This is a genomic window from Ruminococcus sp. B05, from assembly GCF_003628495.1.
Classification (GTDB): domain Bacteria; phylum Bacillota; class Clostridia; order Lachnospirales; family Lachnospiraceae; genus Schaedlerella; species Schaedlerella hominis.
Map to the genome: position 1 here is coordinate 16,166 of NZ_RBZR01000014.1, position 21,876 is coordinate 38,041.

A 21,876-nucleotide genomic window follows, 5' to 3' on the forward strand; every position below is an offset into this window, starting at 1 on the left:
GTTTGCCCGACGAAGCTGAGCAGGAGTGCATAGTCTTTTTTTGCTTGAAGGCCATCGTGAATTAAATAGCAACCTCAAACGCCACCCCATTCTTAGTAAAAAACCTCTGCACCATCCCATCCCACGCTTTTTCAAGTGACTTATCCAACGTGAATGTATTTAAAGATGTTCCGGTGACGCAGGTCAGCCCTTGCTCATTAAATTGAATATTCAGATAAAGCCCCTGTATGGTGTTTGGCTGAAAGTCCAGATTCTGCTTAGAGATTAATTTGGCAATATTAGTAGGGGAAAGGCGGAACACAAACTTGAAGCTGAGAGGTGTCCGTTTGCCCTTGATCAAAGAAAAACAATATTCGCGCACTTGCTTCCAGTAAGAATATTCTGGAAGTGCCTCAGAACCGGAGAAAGAGGAAGCAGCAGAAAAAGGTTCTTCGGGTGGAAATTCTGCATAAAAATCTTTTTGAATATAACCATCAATATGGAAGCTGTTAAAGGTGACAATATCACCTTCAATGAAAAGAAAATGGTCAAAAAGCTCTGATAAAAGAAGTTGAGACATAAATTTTTTCGTTTCTGTTAATTTTAAAGAAATCATGTATAAAAAACCTCCGAAAAAGTACTAAAATTGTTACTGTTCACAGTACATGTGACCAGCAACGCATCTCGCCGTTTTAAATCGCCTTTGGCGATGGACGAGATGCCGTTCAAGATAAAACGTGCATCCTCCGTGCCAATCAGCGTAGTGATTGACACGGGAATGAACAGTAACCTCCAATTACAGTATAAAATATCATACCATACTTGTTGACTTTTTGGGGTAAAAAAAGTATTATTAAATAAGGAAAATTATGAACAAAAATTCATGATTATTCTCATATGAAAAAACAATTAGAACAGTGAAAATAGATGTTTGGGAAAGGCACGAACGAAGAAATTGAAACAGTATAACAAAAGAAAGAATAGAAGAAAAATAGAAGTATATAGTAGAATTGCTGCTACAGGTGTTGTAGCAGCAATTCTTGTCGTAATTGGAGTTCGATTATCGAATAAACATGAGAACGCAGAGATAAGTGCAGGGATTAAATATATTGAGACGAATGAGAAAAAAGATGTCGCTTCGGTCGAGACAAAGATAGAACGTGTTGAGGCAAAAGACAAAGAAGAAGCGTATAAGGCAGGTACGATCAGCTTAAAAGAGATGTTTGCAAGTACGGTCGTGATGGGAGATTCCATTACGGAGGGATTTACGGCATACGATGTTTTGAATGCGAACAGTGTCGTATCAAAAATAGGTGCATCACTTACTGATCTGGATGACCAGTGTGAAAAGCTAAAAGAGATTAACCCACAGATGGTGTTCGTCTCTTATGGAATGAATGATGTGATCAATACGAATGGAGATACAGATACATTTATCAAACAATATAAAGAGTTGATCACAAAGATTCAAAAAGAAGTACCGGATACAAAGATTTTGATAAATTCAATATTTCCGGTGCAGCAAAGTGCAATAGCCGAGAAACCGGCATTGGCAAATATTTCAAAATACAACGAAGCATTACAGAAGATGTGTGATGAATTACAGATTGCGTATGTGGACAATACAGATCTTGTAAAAGATGAATATTACGACGAGGACGGAATTCATTTTGTATCTGAGTTTTATCCAATATGGGCAGATCACATGGTGGAGGTGTCTTTATCATGACGAACAGGGGAAGCGTTACAAGAACAGAACTTTTTAAATACATAACAGTTGCAGCAATTTTAGTCTTTGTGATTCTGATGCTGATTTTTGCGAGTGGAAGTACAAAAGCATTTGATGAAGTTGCAAAAGGCGTGGAGGCATCATTGGACACAGAGAACCTTGTGAAGCAGGACAGCCAGGCACTGAAGCGTTACTATGGTCTTAACAGTGCAGACTATGATGGTGTGTTATTTTATTCTTCTGCTTCAAGCATGTCAGCGGAAGAAGTGCTTATGATCAAGGTAAAAGATGATGGACAGATGCAGGGCGTTCGCGATGCGATCAATCGGCGTCTTGAAAACAGAAAGAATGACTTTGACGGTTATGCACCAAAACAGGTACAGTTGTTAGATTCAGCACAGCTGAAGGTGAGAGGAGATTATATATTCCTTGCAGTAGCTCCGAAGGCGGATGAATATCGCGCAGCATTTTCAAAGAGTCTGTAAGGTGGAGGGAGAAACATATGCTATTTAGCAGCATTACATTTTTATTTATATTTTTACCATTGACATTGCTTTTGTATTATCTTGTTCCATTTAGGATGAAGAACTATGTGATGTTGGCGGCGAGCTTGATTTTTTACGCATGGGGCGAACCTGTTTATATTATTTTAATGATTCTCTCCATCATATTGAATTATTTTTGTGGACAGGATATTTACGAAAAACGGGATAATGCAAGGGCTATGAAGATGAGCCTTATGTTTGGAGTGGTAATGAATCTGTTGATTCTTGGATTCTTCAAATATTATGGGCTGCTTATGGATACGATCAATGCAATTTTGCCAATCGATATTCCGTATCGTGTGCTGGCTTTGCCAATCGGAATTTCATTTTATACATTCCAGGCAATGTCCTATTTGATCGATGTATATCGAAAAGAGGTAAAACCACAGGAAAATATTTTATATTTCGCATTGTATATTTCAATGTTTCCACAGTTGATCGCAGGACCGATCGTCCGCTATATTGACATTGAGGAGCAGTTAAAGGAACGTAGCATTAACTCGACTAAGTTTGGCGAGGGTGCAATGTATTTTATCAGGGGATTAGCAAAGAAAGTAGTTCTGGCAAATACATTTGGCTCGGTATATGAACAGGTTGCTGCGATGCAGATGGGTTCATTTTCAACTTTGACAGCGTGGGTAGGAGCAATCGCGTATGCATTTCAGATTTATTTCGACTTCGGCGGTTATTCGGATATGGCAATTGGTCTTGGCAAGATGTTTGGGTTTGAATTTTTGCCAAACTTTAATTATCCGTATATTGCCAAAAGCATTACAGATTTCTGGAGAAGATGGCACATTTCGCTGAGTACATGGTTCCGTGAATATGTATATATTCCGCTTGGAGGAAATCGATGTACTCCGTCAAGACATATCTTAAATCTGTTGATCGTATGGATGTTGACAGGATTATGGCATGGAGCACAATGGAACTTTATGTTCTGGGGATTGTATTACGGAGTGATACTTATTTTAGAAAAATATCTCTGGGGAAGTAAGATTGAGAAGCTTCCATCAGCAGTCCAGCACATTTACGCATTTGTATTGGTTTTATTTGGATGGGTATTTTTCTTCAGCCCGACATTGGGATATGCAGGCCAGTATCTGAAAGTGATGTTTGGTATCGGTGCAAACGGAATTTTTGATAAGCAGGGATTCTTTATGATCTTTACAAACTGGTTATTGATCGTAATAGCAATTCTGGCATCTGCACCAAGAGGATACAAGCTGTTGAAGAAGATAACAGGATGTTGGCAAAGTGAAGAAGTAAGAGCTATCGTAACTTGTGCGGTTTACATTGCAATGTTCTTACTGTGTATTGCATTCCTTGTAACAGAAACATATAATCCATTTTTATATTTTAGATTCTAGGTGAAAAAATGCAGAATAATAGAAAGAGAAAAAGAAGTGGCTGGAAAATAGAACATATAATAGGAATGGCATTTGTTGTATGTATCGTATTTTTCCTTGTATTAAATATTATCGTTCCGAATAAAGAAATGTCGGAAGAGGAAAATCGAATGTTGGCGGGCAGACCGAAGCTGACAATTGAAAGTCTGGTTTCCGGAGATTTTATGGACAAATTTGAAACTTATCAGGCTGACCAGTTCGTAGGAAGGAATGCCTGGAGAAAATTAAAGACGTCGTTAGACAGAATCGGCGGAGGCAAAGAAGAGAATGGCGTTTTGATTGGAAAAAAAGGTCAGCTGATGGAAGAAATCGCAACACCGGATCAAGAACAGTTGAATGCGAATTTGAAATCTATGAAATCATTTGCACAATCTTATCCGGATATCAATACATCGGTAATGCTTGTTCCGGATGCTGCAAATGTATTGAAAAAACGTTTGCCGGCACTGGCAACAGTTGCAGATCAAAATCGTATGTTTTCACAGGCAAAACGTGAACTTGGGGAGTCGATCAACTGGATTGATGTGACAGGTTCACTTAAGAAGCATACAGACGAGAAGATTTTCTATAAGACAGATCATCACTGGACAAGCCTTGGAGCATTTTATGTATTTGGAGATGCTGTGGAGTCATTGAATATCAAATCAGATGCAGTAAGCAACTTCGTGGCATATCCGATATCAACCACATTTAACGGAACCTTGTCCGCAAAGGCCGGATGTAGATTGGGAGAGAAAGAACAGATTGACATCTATGTTCCGAAAGATTCGGATGCAGATATTTTGGTAAGTTATATAGATGAACAGAAAAAAACAGCATCATTATATGATTCTTCAAAATTAAAGACGAGAGATCAGTACGGTGTATTTTTGGGCGGTAACACATCGGTTATTGATATTAAAACAACATCCGAGGAATCACGGAGAATTTTAATCGTAAAAGATTCGTTTGCAAATAGTTTCATTCCGTTTTTGACACCATATTTCAGAGAAATCGTAGTCGTAGACCCGAGATATTATAGTGGAACGATTCAGGACATCATGGATTCTTATCGAATCACAGATGCGTTGTTCTTATACAGCGGAAATACATTTTTCCAGGATAATAACATTAGTGGAATGTTAGGAGCAGGTAAAAGTGAGTAATCAGATAAAAAAAGAGTTTCAGCAGAAAAATGAACCTGTCCGCTTGAATAAATATTTAAGCGAGGCAGGTGTATGTTCGAGAAGAAATGCGGATAAACTGATTGAGAGCGGAGCAGTAACCATAGATGGGGAAAAAGCGACTATGGGGATGAAGGTGCTGCCGGGTCAGGTTGTAAAGGTTGGAAAGAAGACGGTTTCCAGAACAGATGAGATGGTGGTTTTAGCAGTAAATAAGCCGGTTGGTATCGTCTGTACAGAAGAGCGAAGGGAACGCAATAGCATTGTTAGATTCTTAAATTATCCGATTCGTGTGACATACATCGGCAGATTGGATAAGGATTCGCATGGTCTTTTACTTATGACGAATAACGGTGATATCATTAATAAAATGATGAGAGCCGGAAATCAGCATGAGAAAGAATATAAAGTGACAGTAGACAAAGAAATCACACCCGAATTTATAAAACAAATGTCGACAGGAGTTCCGATTTTGGATACTGTGACAAGACCTTGCAAGGTGACACAGATTGGAAAATATACATTTACAATCGTGCTTACGCAGGGCTTGAATCGACAAATCCGCAGGATGTGTGAAGCACTTGGATATCAGGTGAAAGATTTGTTCCGCACTCGGGTTATGAATATAGAGTTGAAGGGATTAAAAGACGGAGCATATCGGAAGTTAACAGATGCGGAGTTGAATGAATTATATGAACTGATCAAGGATTCTTCAAATGAGACAGTTCGATGGGAATAAAAATAAAATAAACGTATAGTAGAGGTTGCTTTAAAAGTAACCATGGAGAGGAAAAAAGATGGAAGATAAGAAACAGCGAATGCTGCAACTTGTGGAAATTTTGAATCAGGCTCGCCGTGCTTATGAGCAGGAAGACAGAGAGATCATGAGCAATTACGAGTACGATAAACTGTACGATGAGTTATTGGGACTGGAGCAGGAATTAGGAATGACGCTTGCTTCCAGTCCCACAATTCATGTTGGATATGAAGTGTTAAGTGAGTTGCCAAAAGAGCGTCATGAGAAACCGATGCTCTCATTGGATAAGACGAAAGAAGTTTCACGCCTGAAAGAATTCTTAGGAAGTCAGAAGGCGATGCTGTCCTGGAAGATGGATGGCCTTACAATTGTTCTCACATATCGTGGCGGAGAACTGGAAAAGGCAGTTACCCGGGGAAATGGAGAAGTAGGAGAGGTTATCACGAACAATGCAAAAGTATTTAAAAATGTACCGCTCCACATTCCGTATAAAGGAGAGTTGATCCTGCGTGGAGAAGCAATTATCGGATATCATGATTTTGAAAAGATCAATGCCAAGATAGAGGATGTTGATGCAAAATATAAGAATCCAAGAAACTTATGCAGTGGTTCAGTGCGACAGCTGAATAATGAAATTACAGCAAAGAGAAATGTAAAATTCTACGCATTTACATTGGTAAAAGCAGATGATGTAGAGTTTCAAAATTCAAGAATAAAGCAGATGGACTGGCTGAAAGGACAGGGATTTGAAGTGGTAGAGCATCGTCTTGTAGATGCATCTACAATTGAAGATGAGGTTTCGTGGTTTGCAGAGCATATTGTGGAAAATGATTTTCCATCAGATGGACTGGTGCTTGTGTATGATGACATTGCATATGGACAGTCTTTGGGAACAACAGCAAAATTCCCGAGAGATTCTTTTGCATTTAAATGGGCAGATGAAATCCGAGAGACAACACTTCGTGAAATTGAATGGAGCGCATCAAGAACAGGGCTTATTAATCCGGTAGCAATATTTGATCCGGTCGAACTGGAAGGTACGACGGTGAGCAGAGCAAGTGTTCACAATGTCAGTATTATGGAGGAGCTTCAGCTGGGAGTAGGAGATACAATACAGGTATATAAGGCGAATATGATCATTCCTCAGATTGCGGAAAATCTGACACGAAGTGGTAATTGTGTTCCGCCGAAGGTATGTCCGGTCTGTGGTGGAGCAACAAAGATTTCTATGGATAACGATACTAAAACATTGTATTGTACAAATCCAACGTGTCAGGCAAAACAGGTGAAATCATTTACGTTATTTGTCAGCAGAGATGCGATGAATATCGAAGGCTTGTCAGAAGCAACCTTGGAAAAATTAATTGACAGGGGATTTATTAAAGATTTCTCAGACATTTTTCATGTAGAGAGATATAAAGAAGAAATTCAGAAGATGGAAGGTTTTGGAGAAAAATCCTACGATAATCTGATGAAAAGTATCGAGCAGGCAAGAACTACGACACTTCCGAAATTAGTGTACAGTCTTGGAATTGCAAACATCGGACTGGCGAACGCAAAGGTAATCTGCCGGGCATTTGATCAAAATCCGGAGAAAGTGATGAATGCAACAGAAGAAGAATTAAGTGCAATTTCCGGAGTAGGAGATGTGATTGCAAAAGCATATGTTGATTATTTTGCAGATGAGAAACATCGAGAATTATTTGAAAAGCTCTTGGCAGAAGTGACGATTCCAAAAGAAGAACAGATAACAGAGCAAAAGTTTACAGGTGTAAATTTTGTTATTACAGGAAGCGTACACCATTTTGCAAATCGTGCAGAGGTAAAAGAAGAAATCGAAAAACGTGGCGGAAAAGTGACAGGTTCAGTTACATCGAAAACAAATTATCTGATTAACAATGATGTAGAATCCACTTCTTCAAAAAATAAGAAAGCAAGAGAGCTAGGTGTTCCGATCATATCAGAAGATGAATTTGTAGAAATGTTAAAATAAATAGCCTGTTTACAAAAACTTCATTTGAAGTAAGAGAGAGATTCCTTTATAATGAGGAATGGTATATAGATACAAAAGAACGGAGGATTTGTAAGATGTCAGATCACGACACAATAATTATAGATGAAGATCAGAACCAGGATTTCAGAGAAGTAGATCTGGAAACAGTGGAAGATCCGAAGGAAGAAGTAGTAACAGTGGAAGATTCCAAGGATGATAAAGAAGATGATTATGAGAAAGTCTGCTTTATCTGTCATCGCCCGGAAAGTGTAGCGGGTAAGATGATGGAATTTCCGAACAATATTACAGTATGTCAGGACTGTCTGCAGAAGAGTTTTGATGCAATGTCAAATATGCCGACAGATCTGAATAAGATGATGAATATGCCGGGAGTTCAGTTTTTAAATTTATCTGATTTGGATAATCTGTTTCCACAGCAGCCAAAGATTAAGAAAAAGAAGAAAAAATCAACTAAAAAATATAAAAAATTAGATATTAAAGAGATTCCGGCACCACATAAGATCAAAGAACAGCTGGATCAATATGTAGTTGGTCAGGAATATGCTAAAAAAGCAATGTCAGTAGCAGTATACAACCACTATAAAAGGGTTGCTACAGACACGATGGATGATATTGAGATTGAAAAATCTAATATGCTGATGATCGGACCAACAGGATGCGGTAAAACATTTTTGGTAAAGACATTGGCAAAATTATTAGATGTGCCGTTGGCCATTACAGATGCAACATCTCTGACAGAGGCAGGCTATATCGGAGATGATATTGAAAGTGTTGTTTCTAAGCTTCTGGCAGCAGCGGATAATGATGTAGAGCGTGCTGAACAGGGAATCATTTTCATCGATGAGATTGATAAGATAGCGAAAAAGAAAACTTCCAGTCAGCGTGATGTAAGCGGAGAATCGGTACAGCAGGGAATGCTAAAGCTTCTTGAAGGTAGTGAAGTGGAGGTGCCTGTTGGAGCAAACAGTAAAAATGCAATGGTTCCGCTTACAACAGTAAATACAAAAAATATTCTTTTTATCTGTGGCGGTGCATTTCCGGATTTGGAAGAACTCATTAAAGAAAGACTGACAAAGAAAAGTTCAATGGGATTTAATGCAGAACTGAAAGATAAATATGATAATGACAAAGATTTGATCAGTAAGGTGACAGTAGAAGATTTAAGAAAATTCGGAATGATTCCGGAGTTTATCGGCCGTCTTCCTATTATTTTCACATTGAAAGGTCTGGATAAAGACATGCTTGTGAAAATCCTAAAAGAGCCAAAGAATGCGATACTGAAACAATATCAGAAATTACTTGCATTAGATGAAGTAAACTTAATCTTTGATGATAGTGCACTTGAGGCAATTGCTGAAAAAGCAATGAAAAAGGATACCGGAGCCAGAGCGCTTCGTGCGATCATTGAAGAGTTTATGCTTGATATTATGTATGAAATACCGAAGGATGATAATATCGGACAAGTGACGATCACCCGTGAATATATTGAAGGAACCGGGGGCCCGATCATTGAATTGAGAGGTCAGAAGGTACCAAGACTTAGTTAGAAAAGTTATCGTTCATAGCTATACTATGGTTGCTGGTCACAGTTACTGTGAACAGTAACATACTATGAACGAATATGGGAAAGGGTTCTAAAAAATATACAAGATGTCACACTGAGTTATTGGGGGATAACAAAGTGAATGACAACACAGGAGGAGCATAATGAACAGCTATAGTTATCTATTGGATCTGGCAATCATACTTCTTGGCACAAAAGTATTGGGGCTTTTGACAAAGAGAGTACAGATGCCGCAGGTAGTAGGAGCACTTTTGGCAGGACTGGTTTTAGGACCGGTAGGGTTAGGAGTGTTAAGTGAAACAGCCTTTATTCATGAAATTGCAGAAATCGGTGTAATTGTACTGATGTTCTGTGCCGGAATGGAGACTGATATCAAAGAACTCAAAGCAAGTGGAAAAGCGTCATTTGTAATTGCACTTTGCGGTGTAATCGTTCCACTGATTGGAGGATATTTCTGTGCGCTTATATTTAACAGACCAGGAATGATTCCGTCTTATGCAAGTGCAAGCACATTTTTACAAAATATTTTTATTGGAGTAATCCTCACTGCGACGTCTGTAAGTATTACAGTTGAAACGTTAAAGGAACTGGGGAAATTAAAAACACGTTCAGGAAATGCAATACTTGGAGCAGCAATTATTGATGATATTCTTGGTATTATTGCACTTACAATTGTTACAAGTATGGCAGATGACAGTGTAAATATTGCGATTGTTCTGATCAAAGTAGTGGCATTCTTTGTATTTGCAGCAATCGTAGGAGTTATTTTTTATAAATTTTATAAGAAATGGGTCGACGGAGCAAAAAAAGAATTACATCGTCACACAATCGTTGCATTTGTATTCTGTTTATTAATGTCATACATTGCAGAAGCAGTATTTGGCGTAGCAGATATCACAGGTGCATTTATCGCAGGTCTGATTATTTCTAACATAGAACGTTCAGAATATTTGCAGACTAAATTTGATACAATTTCATACATGCTGCTTTCACCGGTATTCTTTGCAAGTATTGGACTTAAAGTTGTATTGCCGAAAATGAATTTTACAATTGTTGCGTTTGCAGTAGTACTTACAATCGTTGCAATTCTGACAAAAATTATTGGTTGTGGTATCGGTGCAAAAATGTGTGGATACCAGAATTATCAGGCAAAACGTATTGGTATCGGTATGATCTCACGTGGTGAGGTGGCATTGATTGTTGCCAGTAAAGGTTCTACGCTTGGACTGTTGGGAATTGCATTTTTAGGACCTGTCATCATTGTGGTGGTAATTACAACAATTATCACACCGATTCTTCTGAAAATGGTATTCCGTGATGGAACAAAACCGACAGAGCCAATTGCTGCCGGAGAAGAAATCAAGAGTTACTATGAGAATGTAGAAGAGATTCGTCGTGGTGATAAGCGCGGGGAGGATTAGGGTAGAACCATTAAAAAAGAAACATTGTAAGATGAAAGGTCTTGCAATGTTTCTTTGAAGATGTGTTTTAATTTTGAAATCAATATGGAAAATCAAGAAAATTTTATTGACAATTCAACTGAATTACATTATGATTTAAATAGATAAGAGAATGTTACTTTAATTAGGCGTGATGCTTATCTTGAAAATGTGAATAATTAAATAAACAAGAATTGTTACTTTGATTAGGCGTGATCTTTACTTATGTAAAGGTCTTTTTTTGTTTATTTATAGAAAGGAGGGAAGAAGGTGTTTTTTAGAAAGAAAGAAAAGAAAACAGAAATCGGTAGTCCGGTTGAAGGAACACTCATGACATTAAATGAAGTAAATGATGGTGTTTTCAGTACAGGGATGATGGGGAGTGGATTTGCAGTGAATCCAAGCAGTTCATTCATCGTAGCACCGGTGGATGGTGAAGTGACAATGGTTTTCCCAACAGGGCATGCACTTGGAATTAAGACAGAATTTGGGTTAGAAATATTGTTACACGTTGGTATTGAAACAGTGAATCTAAACGGAAAAGGATTTAAAGTAAATGTTTCTAAGGGACAGAAAGTAAAATGTGGAGACTTGTTAGTAGAGGTAAATCTGGATATAATTAAAGAAGAAAAATTAGATCCGTTTGTGTTAGTGATTTTTTCAAATGGACAGGATTTTAATTTAAAAAAAATTAAGGAAGAATCTCAGATAACGAGTGGAGAAACGATATACTATGTCATTTAAGGAAAAAGGTTATGAAATAAAAAGAATTGTGAATAACAATGTGATTGTTTCTTGCGATAAGAGTGGGGAAGAAATCGTGCTTATGGGAAGTGGGATTGCTTTCAAAAGAAAAGCAGGAATGATGATTCCGGCCAAAGAAGTAGAGAAAATGTTTGTGCTGAAAGGAAATGACAAGACACGTTATTTCGATATAGTGCAGGAAATTCCGGTACATTTTTTTGATATTTCAAAGGCAATCTTGAAGAAGGCGCAGCAGACAATTGATATTAAAGTAAATTCAATCGGATATATTATGCTTGCAGACCATATTTTTTCTTCTGTTGAAAGAATGAAAGATGGAGTATCAATAAAGAATGATATGCAGGAAGAGATAAAATGCTTTCATCCAAAAGAATTTGCTGTTGGTTTAGAAAGCCTGAAGATTATAAAAGAAATGACAGATATTCAGCTCCCGGAAGATGAGGCGGGGTTTATCGCTTATCACATTCTCAATTTATCGTCAAACAAATTGGAGCATAGGAGTAAAGAACGCATCGAACTGATTAATAAAATAATAGAGATTATTGAAAATTATTATAATCTTTCTTTTGATAAAAAGACTGCTTATTATGAAAGATTTTTGACACATTTAGATTTTTTTAGTAAAAGATATTTATCAGAAGATGGGCAATCAAGAATGAGCGAGAAAGATGATTTCTTATATCGTATGCTGAAAGTTCAATATCCAGAAACAACAAAATGTGTAAATGTTGTAAAAGAAATTCTAGATTTCAATTATGGCAGAAAAATAACAGATGAAGAGATGGGATATTTAATTGTTCACATTACAAATTTAATAAGTAAAACAAGATAGTTACCGGCAGGGCTAGACTTAATCTATGAAATATAGAACTAAGTCTGGCCTTTTTTAGGAGGGAAAAGATTATGAAATACGAAAAGATGTGCAAAGAAATTCTGACGATTATCGGTCAGGAGAATATTGTTGATGTATTCCATTGTGTAACGCGGTTGAGATTTATAGCAAAGGATAAAGAAAAAGTTGATTTAAAAAAATTAGGAGAAGTAGAAGGCGTCCTTCAGGTGAAAATTGTTGGAAATCAGATTCAATGCATTATCGGACCGCATGTGGGAGAGGTGTATGAAGATTTGTGTAAAGTGGGAGAATTTGAACAAAAGCCAGAAATTGATGAAGAAGTGGGCGAAGAAAAAACTGAAAAGAAAAAAATTACTTTTAATACGTTTTTAGAAGGCTTATCATCTATATTTATGCCATTGATTTCTGTATTCTGTGCAGGAGGTATGATTAAATGTTTGTCTATTATTCTTTCATCTTGTGGAATATTGGCAGATGGAAGCGGAACATTAACGCTGTTAGATGCAATTGGTGATGCACCATTCTATTTCTTACCATTTATGGTTGCGTATACAACAGCAAAAAGATTTAAATTGAATGAATTACTAGGGTTGATGGTTGCTGGTGTTTTGATGTATCCGACTATTATGGAAAATGCAGGCTCAGGAATTAATTTTATAGGAATTCATATTACATGCTATAGTTATGCTTCAACTGTTATTCCAACTGTATTATGTGTTATCTTAATGGCTTATATTTATCGCTTTGTAGATAAGTTGATTCCGAAAAATTTAAGTTTAGTGTTTACAGGAATGATTTCATTTACTGTTTTTATGCCGTTATTATTATGGATAATTGCTCCGTTAGGAAATCATGTAGCGAATGTATTATCTGTATTCTTTGAGACATTATTTCATGTAGCAGGACCTTTAGGAGGGGCAGTATTTACCGGTGTTATGCCATTTTTGGTAATGACAGGAACACATTCTACATTAGATCCGATAATCATTCAGAACTTTGCGAAGACAGGAATGGATTATATGTTCCCGGCATTTTTCTTAAATAATTTTGCTGTAGCGGGTGCTACAATTGGAGCTGCATTGAGAATTAAAGATAAATCCATCAAGGCAGCAGCAATTTCAAATGGTGGATTAGGAATTTTAGGAATTACGGAACCGGCGTTGTTTGGTGTCTGCACAAAATACAAAGCAGCGTTGATTGGTTCGGTTGTAGGCGGGGCAATCGGTGGAGCTTTGTATATGTTCTTCCACGTATATAGTTATGCTTATGCAATGCCTGGAATTTTTTCAATTGCTTCTTATGCAGATAAAAACAATAATATGCTCTGGATGATTCTTTGTCTGGCAATTACTTTTGTTGTTTCTTTTGTAATCGGGTTTGTTATGAATAAGGAGGAAAAATAAATGTTTCCAAAAGAATTTTTATGGGGTGGAGCAACAGCTTCTGCACAATATGAAGGTGGTTTTGATGAAGGGGGAAGAGGAAAATCACAATTAGATTTTATTGATTTTATTTCAGTAGAAAAGCGAATTGGTAATCAGTGTACGGATGATGTGTCCTGGGAAAGATATAAAACAATACGTGAAAATGAAAGTGAATATAATCTTCCTTACCGCAGAGGCGCTGATTTTTATCATCATTACAAAGAAGATATTAAGCTAATGGCAGAGATGGGATTTAAAGTGTTCCGTATGTCTATTTCGTGGGCAAGGTTGTATCCTACCGGTGAGGAAGAGACTCCAAATCCAGAAGGGTTAAAGTTTTATCACGATGTGTTTGATGAATTACATAAGTATGGAATTGAACCTTTAGTTACTATGATTCACTATGAAAATCCGGTTCATTTGACAGAAAAATTTAATGGATGGGAAAGTCAGAAAATGATTTCTTACTTTGTGAAATATACAAAGACATTAATTGATGAGTACAAAGATAAAGTGAAATATTGGATTACATTTAATGAGATTAATGCGACTTTGTGTACACCATTTGTAAGCTCCGGAATGTTTGTTGAAAAATCACAAAAAAATAAATTGTCTTGTGAATATCAAGCATTGCATCATCAATTGATTGCATCTGCGCTTACTGTGAAATATGCACATGAGACAGCACCTCAGTGTATGATTGGAGCTATGATTGCTCGCTTGGAATGTTATGCAGAAACATGCAAGCCGACGGATGTGCTGGCAAATATGATTGATGACCAGATTAATTTGTCATTTTTTGATATTATGGCAAGAGGAAGTTATCCTAAATTTTTATTAAATTATTTTAGAGATAATGATATTATCATTGATTTCGTGGATAATTATGAACAGATATTAAAAGAAGGTACCGTGGATTATTTGGCATTTAGTTACTATATGTCATATGTTGTAAGTGCAGAACCAGGTAAGGCTGAGGCTCCGGGTAATTTGGTGAAAAGTTTAGTAAATCCATATTTGAAACAGACAGAATGGGGATGGGGGATTGATCCAATAGGACTTAGAATAACATTAAATCGAATATATGATAAATATCAATTGCCATTATTTATTGTAGAAAATGGTTTGGGAGCTAAAGATGTTCTTGAAGAAGATGGTTCGGTGCATGATGCATATCGTATTGATTATTTGAGGGAACATATAAAAGCGATGGATAAAGCAATTGATGATGGTGTGGAGCTATTAGGTTATACTTCATGGGGGTGTGTAGATCTTTGTTCTGCAAGTTTCGCAGACATGACGAAACGTTATGGATATATTTATGTGGATGCGGATGATTATGGGAACGGAACATATAATCGCTACAAAAAAGATTCTTATTACTGGTATAAAAAAGTAATTGAGTCGAATGGAAAAGATTTGGACTAGAATAATTTCAGAAAAGTGTGTTACAGAGAAGTTTGACAGTATCTGCAACACACTTTTTATTTATTTTAACTTTCTTTTAGAATAATGAATAAGTCACAGGGGACACTAATCAAGCCAAAAACTCCCCAGCGGCTTACCAGAGGTTTAGTAATTCCTCAATTCTTCAAATGTACGAAACAAATTCAACTGTCCATACCCCCATTCCGGATTAGGAAAAGTCATAGTAGAAGGTCTTGTTGCACCGATGACAAAAAGACTTTTAATCTGTGTGGTATCGACACTTTCTACACCAAGTTGAAGAAGAATCCATTCCAGAAGAAGGGCACATGCACCGGCGGTAATGGCAACGGACAGACTAGAGCCGGAGCGGACGGCAAAACGATTGTTTGGTAACGAACCAAGAATAGAAATGCCGGGGGCAGTGAAATCAGGATGGATTCCATCGTAGCGGTCATATCCTCGTCCAGAATCCAAAGCAATCGCATTTGTATTTCCATCGTAATAAGAAACACAAATCGGTCGGGAAGCATTTCCGGGATTTGTGATTGTATAATAAGGATTCGAATTCAAAAAGAACACTTCCCCTTGGATGAAACTGCTTAACGGAAGCCACATATGAAATAGCCCGTCAATTATGCGAAGTGGTGAAACGATGATTTTCCATATACCGGGAGAAGGTTTTTGAAAGCGAAAGAAAATCAGCTCCTGATTGGTTCGCTCTACCAATAATTTATAATCAACAATAGCTGTTGTGCCTTCTAGTAAAAACTGAAATTCATCACGTTCTGTAGTGCGGATTGTATTTCGCCCACGGGTTTCACCGGAAGGAGAAACGATGGAAAAAGCAAGAACATTAGGAATACTGTTCCAAAGCTCCAGCGTAAATCCGGGAACTCCTTCACCTACACGGATTTCCACTGTTGCACTATCAGCAATATTTTTTAGAGTATATTGAAAATGATGTCTGCCATTTGCTTCATTTCCTACGCCGGTAACAGGAATGATATTTGCCTTGGATGCATATAGATCCAGAAGATTAGAGAGTGGGAGCAAGCCAAGATGTCCACCGGAATTTGTGCCGAGTGCAATGCAGAGAATAAGTGGCAGTTTATATTTTGCAGCAAGGTCAGATAAATATTTTATAGCAAGCAAAATGTCAGTCTCCTGATAAGCTGTTGCAGAATCAGCAATAAAATAATAGTCGCGGAGATATTGTTTGGCAGGTTTTAATTTTACAACAGCGAGAGTCGATTCCGGGGCAGCCCCAAGAAAATTTTCCTGCGGGGCACCGCCACCACATGCAAGAGAGGCAACAAAAGTCCCATGGCCTTCGACATCTTGTGAAGGAACGATTTTCAGCGGTTGTTCTGATGCAAGTGCATCATTAATCTGTGGTTGTGTATATTCAGAGCCATAATAAAAATTGTCAGGAGGAGTTCCTGTTTGAATCGTCTGATCCCATATAGAAAGAATTCGAGTCGAACCGTCCAGATTACGAAAAAGAGGGCTTAAATAATCAATTCCACTGTCTAAAAAACCAATCAAGACACCCTTACCTTTCAATTGCAGAGTAGGATAATTCTGGATTGAGAGAATACCGGTTTGGTTTAACGTTTCCATACTAATAGGGGCATAGCATTTCGGAATAGAAGCGTAAGGAAATTGCTTTAATGTGATGGGTTCGGCCTGAATGGCAGAAATATAAATACAGCGATAATCAAAATCCGCATTTTGTATACAGGAATTTTGCAAGGCAATATCAGAGAGAAAAGAAGTCTGGATGCCATCGAGGATGAAGTCACGATAGTCTTCGGAAAGAATACGTTCTTTACAGAGAGAATTGGACATGGCGGGACCTCGTTTTTTATTAGTATATGCAGGGAAGAAGCCGGCAATGACGTAGAATGAAATATTTAGATGTAATTAGAAGAAAGATATGCTATTATGTGAGGGAGAAATCAAAAAAGTAAACGAATGTGAAGGAGATACCACAAATGTTAGTATGTGATTATATAGTAGAATCAATTGATGGAGATTACGTCAACTTAAGAAGAGTGGACAAACCAGAAGAAGAGTTAAAATTAGTTGCGAGAGCATTATTGCCGGAAAATATTGTAGAAGGCGGAAGACTGCATTATGAGATGTTGCAGTATACAATTGTGTAAAGAAGAGGTGTATTATGTATAAAATATTAATTGTGGAGGATGATACGACTATTGCAAATGGTTTAAAGAACCATCTTGAAAAATGGGATTATGAGGTGGAGTGTATCACTGATTTCAAAAATATTATGGATAGCTTTGCAAAAAATGAACCACAATTGGTATTGCTGGATATTGTATTGCCATTTTTTAACGGATTTCACTGGTGTCAGGAAATCAGAAAGATTTCAAAAGTTCCAATTATTTTCCTCTCATCGGCGAATGATAATATGAATATTGTGATGGCAATGAATATGGGCGGGGATGAATTTATCGAAAAACCATTTGATTTTGCGGTGGTAACGGCGAAGGTACAGGCTGTTTTGCGAAGAACATATGAATTCAGAGGAAACACCAACATGTTAGAATGGCATGGTGCATATTTGAATCTTTCAGATGCAACACTTCAATATCAAGAGCAGAAAACGGAGTTGACCAAAAATGAATTCCGCATTTTACAGATGCTTATAGAAAATGCCGGGAAGATTATATCCAGAGACAATATTATTACAAGGCTCTGGGAGAGCGACGAATTTATAGATGATAATACATTGACAGTCAATGTTGCAAGACTTCGAAGGAAGCTGGAAAAGATGGGATTGGAAAATGTGATTCTTACAAAAAAAGGTATTGGATATATGGTGGAAGCATGATGAAAATGTTTTTGAAATCCAAACAGAACGAGCTGCTGTGTTATATCGGAAGCATGTCACTATTTGTTACAGTGTTATTTTTGTATGATGTAAGGACAGATGCAATTCAATATGGGTTATTACTTTCAACTGTTTTATTCCTGATCAATTTAACATTACAATTTTTCAAATTTCAAAAACGTCTATCTGAGCAGGATTATCAGAATATTATAAAAAATCTGAAGGAACAAAACGGAGAATTAAAATCTCAGGAACGCATTTTCAAACAAGAAATGTCAGACTACTATAGTATGTGGGTACACCAGATTAAGACACCGATTGCCGCCATGCATGTATTGCAGCAGACATTAGAGGAAGAATATCCGGAACAAAAATATATAAAAGAAATCAAACTGGAATTATTTAAAATCGAGCAATATGTAGAAATGGTGCTGACATATCTTAGAATGGGAGAAATGTCAGGAGATTTGAAGTTTGAGAAATATTCATTGGATGCCATAGTAAGGCAGGTTATCCGAAAATATTCACAGATGTTTATTTTGCGGAAAATACATTTGCAGTACGTAAAAACTTCGCAGTGTATCGTCACAGACGAGAAATGGCTGCAGTTCGTGCTGGAGCAGGTTCTCTCAAATGCACTAAAATATACGAAAGATGGCGGAATGATTTTTATTTATACAGAAGAAAAAGAAAATAAAAAATGTCTTGTGATTGAAGATTCCGGAATCGGCATTCAGGCGGAAGATTTGCCAAGAGTATTTGAAAAAGGATTCACGGGTTATAATGGAAGAGCCGACAAGAAATCCACAGGAATAGGATTGTATATGTGTAAGAAGATTATGGAACGGCTGAACCATCAAATTTGGATTGAGTCGGAGGTAGATAAGGGGACAAAGGTGTATCTGGATCTTGCAAGAGAAGAATGGACGATTGAATAAGCATGCATGAGTATGAATAAGCAATCTTACAGTAATGTAAGATACGAGAGGGAAATGTAATCTATTTCGATGGAAACACATTTCTCTTTTTTCTATAATAAGCCTTGTAAAAAAGAAAAACGTTGGGAAAGGATGGAGAAAATGGCATTACTGGAAGTAAAAAACGTAAAGAAAATATATACGACAAGGTTTGGAAACAATCAGGTTGAGGCTTTGAAAAATGTAAATTTTTCAGTAGAATCAGGAGAGTATGTCGCAATTATGGGAGAGTCCGGTTCAGGAAAAACAACACTTTTAAATATACTGGCAGCACTGGATAAACCGACAGAAGGAAAAGTATATTTGAAAGGGAATGATCTGGGAAATTTAAAAGAAAAAGATATTGCAGCATTTCGCAGACAAAATATGGAATTTGTATTTCAGGATTTTAATCTGTTAGATACATTTTCATTAAAAGATAATATTTATTTACCGCTTGTATTGTCCGGAGAAAAATATAATACGATGGAGAAACGACTGGCTCCGATTGCAGAAAAGCTGGGAATCACACAGATTTTAGATAAATATCCGTATGAGGTATCAGGCGGTCAAAAACAGCGGGCGGCAATAGCAAGAGCACTGATTACAAAACCACAGCTGATTTTGGCAGATGAGCCGTCAGGAGCATTGGACTCAAAGGCGGCAGACAGTCTCATGAATTTATTTACTACGATTAATCAGGACGGGCAGACCATATTAATGGTAACTCACAGTGTAAAAGCAGCAAGCAGTGCAAACAGAATCTTATTTATTAAAGATGGAGAAGTATTTCATCAGATTTACAGAGGAAATCTCACCAGTGAACAGCTGTATCAGAAAATCGCAGATACACTTACAGTGTTGACAACAGGAGGTGTGGAGGGTGAATAATACACTTTATCCGAGAATTGCGGTTACAAATTTGAAAAATAATAGAAAGACATACGTCCCATACATTTTCACGGCAGTATTATGTGTCATGATGTTTTACATGATTGACGCACTTAGCAGAAGCGAAAGTGTCGAAGAAGTTACGATGCAAATATGCTTACGTTATGCAGTCGCAGTGGTTATGATTTTTTCTTTGATCTTTTTATTTTATACAAATAGTTTTTTGATTAAAAGAAGAAAAAAGAAATCGGAGTATATCACATTTTAGGAATGGGAAAATCGCATATATCGAAAATGATGTTGATAGAAATGCTCATAACAGCAGGAATTAGCATTGTAGCAGGAATCGTATTTGGCGTGATATTCGGAAAACTGATGTATCTTATTTTATTAAAAATCCTGCACAGCAAAGTGTCGATGGCATTTGCAATCAGCCTGAGCGCAGTGCGAGATACAGCAATTTTATTTATTGTGATTTTTTCACTTTCATTTCTTTATAATTTATTGCAGATTAAATTATCAAATCCAATCGAACTTTTACATGGAGGAAATCAGGGTGAAAAAGAGCCAAAAACAAAATGGTTTTTAACACTGGTCGGGGTGGCAGCGCTCGGGACAGGGTACTATCTTGCTATTACAACAGAGCATCCGCTTGATGCCCTTTCTCACTTTTTTGTTGCAGTTGTCTGTGTAATCGTGGGAACTTATGCACTTTTTACAGCAGGCAGCATTGCAATCTTGAAAATGTTGAAAAAGAATAAGAAATTTTACTATCAGCCAAAGCATTTCACAACAATATCCGGCATGATATACCGAATGAAGCAAAATGCGGTTGGACTTGCGAATATTTGCATATTAAGTACAATGGTGCTGATCATGGTTTCAACAACAGTATCACTTTATGCCGGAATGGAAGATATTTTAAAGGCAAGATTTCCACAGGATTCTAGCATTACGATGCAATCCCAGGATGAAAAAACAAAAATGTTGATAAATGAGTTGATAGAAAAAACAGAAAAAGAAGGGATAAAGATTTCATCTAGATTTGAATATGATTATGGAGCATTATCAGGAACCCAGAATGGTGATACATTAAATTTAACTCCGGTGACAAATTATGGAAGAGCAACTCTCTTTATTGTAAATCTAATTCCGGTCGAAGATTATAACCGGATAGAAAAGAAACAGGTTTCATTGAAAGATGATGAAGTGATGATTTATCGGACAAACGGAACTTATGGAGAAAATAGTGTAAAGATAAATGGCCGGACTTATAAAATAGCGCAGGAATTAAATGAATTAAAAGCTGAGCCCAAAAATAAAGCAGGTGCATTCGGAACCTATTATATTATTTGTTCAAGTAAAGAACAGGTTCAGAAAATGCTGTATGAGATTGTGTCAAACACAAAAGGAATAGAACCAGAATATATAGATATTTTAGCTGCACTGAATCATACTGTACGTTTTAATATGTCAGGTGATGTAAATAAGTACGAAAACGTAATCCATAATATGCAAAATGAATATCCAGAGCTTTCTAATGTAGAGTTCCAAAACAGACAAATGAGTGAAAATTCATTTTATGAACTCTATGGAAGTCTCTTATTTATCGGAATTTACATGGGGATTTTATTTGTTGTAGCAACAGTCTTAATCATTTATTACAAGCAAATATCCGAAGGTTACGATGACCGGGAACGCTTCCAGATCATGCAGAAAGTGGGAATGAGTAAAAAAGAGGTGAAACATTCTATTAAAAATCAGGTGTTAAGCGTATTTTTCCTTCCACTTATCACAGCTGTGATTCATGTGATGGTCGCATTTCCTGTAGTAATGAAATTACTGGCATTGTTGGCTCTGGCAAACAAGACACTGTTTATGCTTTGCACAGGTGTGACAATAGTAGTATTTGCAGGATTCTATGCAGTTGTGTATGGCGTGACGGCAAGAGAGTACTATAAGATTGTGAATTAAGAAAATATCAGCAACGACCTCACTTTCGAAACACTAAAAAAACAAGAACTGACTATGCCCTCCTGCGGGAGCTTCGTCGGGCAAGCCCGACTCCAATTCGCTGGATCGCATAGTCAGTTCTTGTTTTTGATG

General features: G+C 37.1%; 20 protein-coding genes. 18 read left to right on the forward strand and 2 right to left on the reverse strand.

Features of this window, described 5'->3' with window-relative positions; translation table 11 throughout:
• Window positions 1-61: 61 nt before the first annotated feature.
• Window positions 62-595, reverse strand: coding sequence for a DUF5721 family protein (locus tag D8Q48_RS10845; RefSeq protein WP_121056471.1), 534 nt, complete (start codon window positions 593-595; stop codon window positions 62-64).
• Between the two features lie 315 nt (window positions 596-910).
• On the opposite strand from D8Q48_RS10845, the gene D8Q48_RS10850 reads away from it, so the two are divergent.
• From D8Q48_RS10850 to D8Q48_RS10905, 12 genes are all read left to right on the forward strand, one after another.
• Window positions 911-1,708 carry a GDSL-type esterase/lipase family protein gene (locus tag D8Q48_RS10850; protein WP_118724347.1) on the forward strand — a complete coding sequence of 266 codons (798 nt, stop codon included), beginning with the start codon at window positions 911-913 and terminating at the stop codon, window positions 1,706-1,708.
• Window positions 1,705-2,193: a DUF4358 domain-containing protein gene (locus D8Q48_RS10855; RefSeq protein WP_118738080.1), complete on the forward strand. Its 489-nt coding sequence runs from the start codon at window positions 1,705-1,707 to the stop codon at window positions 2,191-2,193. Before D8Q48_RS10850 ends, D8Q48_RS10855 begins: the two co-directional genes overlap by 4 nt.
• A gap of 17 nt (window positions 2,194-2,210) precedes the next feature.
• Window positions 2,211-3,623: an MBOAT family O-acyltransferase gene (locus D8Q48_RS10860; protein WP_121056472.1), complete on the forward strand. Its 1,413-nt coding sequence runs from the start codon at window positions 2,211-2,213 to the stop codon at window positions 3,621-3,623.
• A gap of 8 nt (window positions 3,624-3,631) precedes the next feature.
• Complete coding sequence (locus D8Q48_RS10865; RefSeq protein ID WP_117992123.1) at window positions 3,632-4,807, forward strand: DHHW family protein; 1,176 nt, start codon at window positions 3,632-3,634, stop codon at window positions 4,805-4,807.
• Window positions 4,800-5,564, forward strand: a complete 765-nt coding sequence (gene rluF, locus D8Q48_RS10870) for a 23S rRNA pseudouridine(2604) synthase RluF (RefSeq protein WP_117992122.1) — start codon at window positions 4,800-4,802, stop codon at window positions 5,562-5,564. The genes D8Q48_RS10865 and rluF overlap by 8 nt, the downstream gene beginning before the upstream one ends.
• Before the next feature lie 58 nt (window positions 5,565-5,622).
• Window positions 5,623-7,575 (forward strand): NAD-dependent DNA ligase LigA, encoded by a 1,953-nt coding sequence (ligA, locus tag D8Q48_RS10875; RefSeq protein WP_117992121.1) that lies wholly within the window; start codon window positions 5,623-5,625, stop codon window positions 7,573-7,575.
• 95 nt (window positions 7,576-7,670) lie between these two features.
• A complete protein-coding gene (clpX, locus tag D8Q48_RS10880) occupies window positions 7,671-9,143 on the forward strand; it encodes an ATP-dependent Clp protease ATP-binding subunit ClpX (RefSeq protein WP_121056473.1) in 1,473 nt (490 codons plus the stop codon).
• A 160-nt stretch (window positions 9,144-9,303) separates the two neighbouring features.
• Window positions 9,304-10,581, forward strand: coding sequence for a cation:proton antiporter (locus tag D8Q48_RS10885; RefSeq protein WP_118724341.1), 1,278 nt, complete (start codon window positions 9,304-9,306; stop codon window positions 10,579-10,581).
• 288 nt (window positions 10,582-10,869) lie between these two features.
• Entirely contained in the window at window positions 10,870-11,343 is a 474-nt protein-coding gene (locus tag D8Q48_RS10890) for a PTS glucose transporter subunit IIA (RefSeq protein WP_118724340.1), read from the forward strand.
• Window positions 11,333-12,196 carry a PRD domain-containing protein gene (locus tag D8Q48_RS10895; protein ID WP_118724339.1) on the forward strand — a complete coding sequence of 288 codons (864 nt, stop codon included), beginning with the start codon at window positions 11,333-11,335 and terminating at the stop codon, window positions 12,194-12,196. The genes D8Q48_RS10890 and D8Q48_RS10895 overlap by 11 nt, the downstream gene beginning before the upstream one ends.
• A 71-nt stretch (window positions 12,197-12,267) precedes the next feature.
• The gene (locus D8Q48_RS10900) at window positions 12,268-13,620 is read left to right on the forward strand and encodes a PTS transporter subunit EIIC (protein WP_172696998.1); all 1,353 of its coding nucleotides are present in this window, start codon (window positions 12,268-12,270) and stop codon (window positions 13,618-13,620) included.
• On the forward strand, window positions 13,621-15,069 hold the full coding sequence (locus D8Q48_RS10905; protein ID WP_172696997.1) for a family 1 glycosylhydrolase: 1,449 nt from the start codon (window positions 13,621-13,623) through the stop codon (window positions 15,067-15,069).
• Window positions 15,070-15,213: 144 nt separating this feature from the next.
• Here D8Q48_RS10905 and D8Q48_RS10910 read toward each other — a convergent pair whose 3' ends face one another.
• Window positions 15,214-16,917, reverse strand: coding sequence for a S8 family peptidase (locus D8Q48_RS10910; RefSeq protein ID WP_121056474.1), 1,704 nt, complete (start codon window positions 16,915-16,917; stop codon window positions 15,214-15,216).
• A 146-nt stretch (window positions 16,918-17,063) separates the two neighbouring features.
• Here D8Q48_RS10910 and D8Q48_RS10915 point away from each other — a divergent pair, with 146 nt between their 5' ends.
• The 6 genes from D8Q48_RS10915 (at window position 17,064) to D8Q48_RS10935 (ending at window position 21,744) form a co-directional block, all read left to right on the forward strand.
• A complete protein-coding gene (locus tag D8Q48_RS10915; protein ID WP_121056475.1) occupies window positions 17,064-17,234 on the forward strand; it encodes a chorismate--pyruvate lyase in 171 nt (56 codons plus the stop codon).
• Window positions 17,235-17,248: 14 nt separating this feature from the next.
• Entirely contained in the window at window positions 17,249-17,923 is a 675-nt protein-coding gene (locus D8Q48_RS10920) for a response regulator transcription factor (RefSeq protein ID WP_121056476.1), read from the forward strand.
• A complete protein-coding gene (locus D8Q48_RS10925) occupies window positions 17,920-18,861 on the forward strand; it encodes a sensor histidine kinase (protein ID WP_330514630.1) in 942 nt (313 codons plus the stop codon). The genes D8Q48_RS10920 and D8Q48_RS10925 overlap by 4 nt, the downstream gene beginning before the upstream one ends.
• 141 nt (window positions 18,862-19,002) lie before the next feature.
• Window positions 19,003-19,770 carry an ABC transporter ATP-binding protein gene (locus D8Q48_RS10930; protein ID WP_121056499.1) on the forward strand — a complete coding sequence of 256 codons (768 nt, stop codon included), beginning with the start codon at window positions 19,003-19,005 and terminating at the stop codon, window positions 19,768-19,770.
• Window positions 19,763-20,038, forward strand: a complete 276-nt coding sequence (locus D8Q48_RS17570) for a hypothetical protein (RefSeq protein WP_243116282.1) — start codon at window positions 19,763-19,765, stop codon at window positions 20,036-20,038. Before D8Q48_RS10930 ends, D8Q48_RS17570 begins: the two co-directional genes overlap by 8 nt.
• Before the next feature lie 26 nt (window positions 20,039-20,064).
• Window positions 20,065-21,744 carry an FtsX-like permease family protein gene (locus tag D8Q48_RS10935; RefSeq protein ID WP_330514632.1) on the forward strand — a complete coding sequence of 560 codons (1,680 nt, stop codon included), beginning with the start codon at window positions 20,065-20,067 and terminating at the stop codon, window positions 21,742-21,744.
• Window positions 21,745-21,876 lie beyond the last annotated feature (132 nt).

Excerpts from the sequence above, each read along its gene's own strand:
- D8Q48_RS10915 (WP_121056475.1), top strand. The coding sequence starts at position 17,064 with ATGTTAGTATGTGATTATATAGTAGAATCAATTGATGGAGATTACGTC.
- ligA (WP_117992121.1), top strand. The coding sequence starts at position 5,623 with ATGGAAGATAAGAAACAGCGAATGCTGCAACTTGTGGAAATTTTGAAT.
- D8Q48_RS10885 (WP_118724341.1), top strand. The coding sequence starts at position 9,304 with ATGAACAGCTATAGTTATCTATTGGATCTGGCAATCATACTTCTTGGC.
- D8Q48_RS10910 (WP_121056474.1), bottom strand. The coding sequence starts at position 16,917 with ATGTCCAATTCTCTCTGTAAAGAACGTATTCTTTCCGAAGACTATCGT.
- D8Q48_RS10925 (WP_330514630.1), top strand. The coding sequence starts at position 17,920 with ATGATGAAAATGTTTTTGAAATCCAAACAGAACGAGCTGCTGTGTTAT.
- D8Q48_RS10930 (WP_121056499.1), top strand. The coding sequence starts at position 19,003 with ATGGCATTACTGGAAGTAAAAAACGTAAAGAAAATATATACGACAAGG.
- clpX (WP_121056473.1), top strand. The coding sequence starts at position 7,671 with ATGTCAGATCACGACACAATAATTATAGATGAAGATCAGAACCAGGAT.
- D8Q48_RS10860 (WP_121056472.1), top strand. The coding sequence starts at position 2,211 with ATGCTATTTAGCAGCATTACATTTTTATTTATATTTTTACCATTGACA.
- D8Q48_RS10920 (WP_121056476.1), top strand. The coding sequence starts at position 17,249 with ATGTATAAAATATTAATTGTGGAGGATGATACGACTATTGCAAATGGT.
- D8Q48_RS10855 (WP_118738080.1), top strand. The coding sequence starts at position 1,705 with ATGACGAACAGGGGAAGCGTTACAAGAACAGAACTTTTTAAATACATA.
- D8Q48_RS10845 (WP_121056471.1), bottom strand. The coding sequence starts at position 595 with ATGATTTCTTTAAAATTAACAGAAACGAAAAAATTTATGTCTCAACTT.
- D8Q48_RS10935 (WP_330514632.1), top strand. The coding sequence starts at position 20,065 with ATGATGTTGATAGAAATGCTCATAACAGCAGGAATTAGCATTGTAGCA.
- D8Q48_RS10895 (WP_118724339.1), top strand. The coding sequence starts at position 11,333 with ATGTCATTTAAGGAAAAAGGTTATGAAATAAAAAGAATTGTGAATAAC.
- D8Q48_RS10905 (WP_172696997.1), top strand. The coding sequence starts at position 13,621 with ATGTTTCCAAAAGAATTTTTATGGGGTGGAGCAACAGCTTCTGCACAA.
- D8Q48_RS10865 (WP_117992123.1), top strand. The coding sequence starts at position 3,632 with ATGCAGAATAATAGAAAGAGAAAAAGAAGTGGCTGGAAAATAGAACAT.
- D8Q48_RS10900 (WP_172696998.1), top strand. The coding sequence starts at position 12,268 with ATGAAATACGAAAAGATGTGCAAAGAAATTCTGACGATTATCGGTCAG.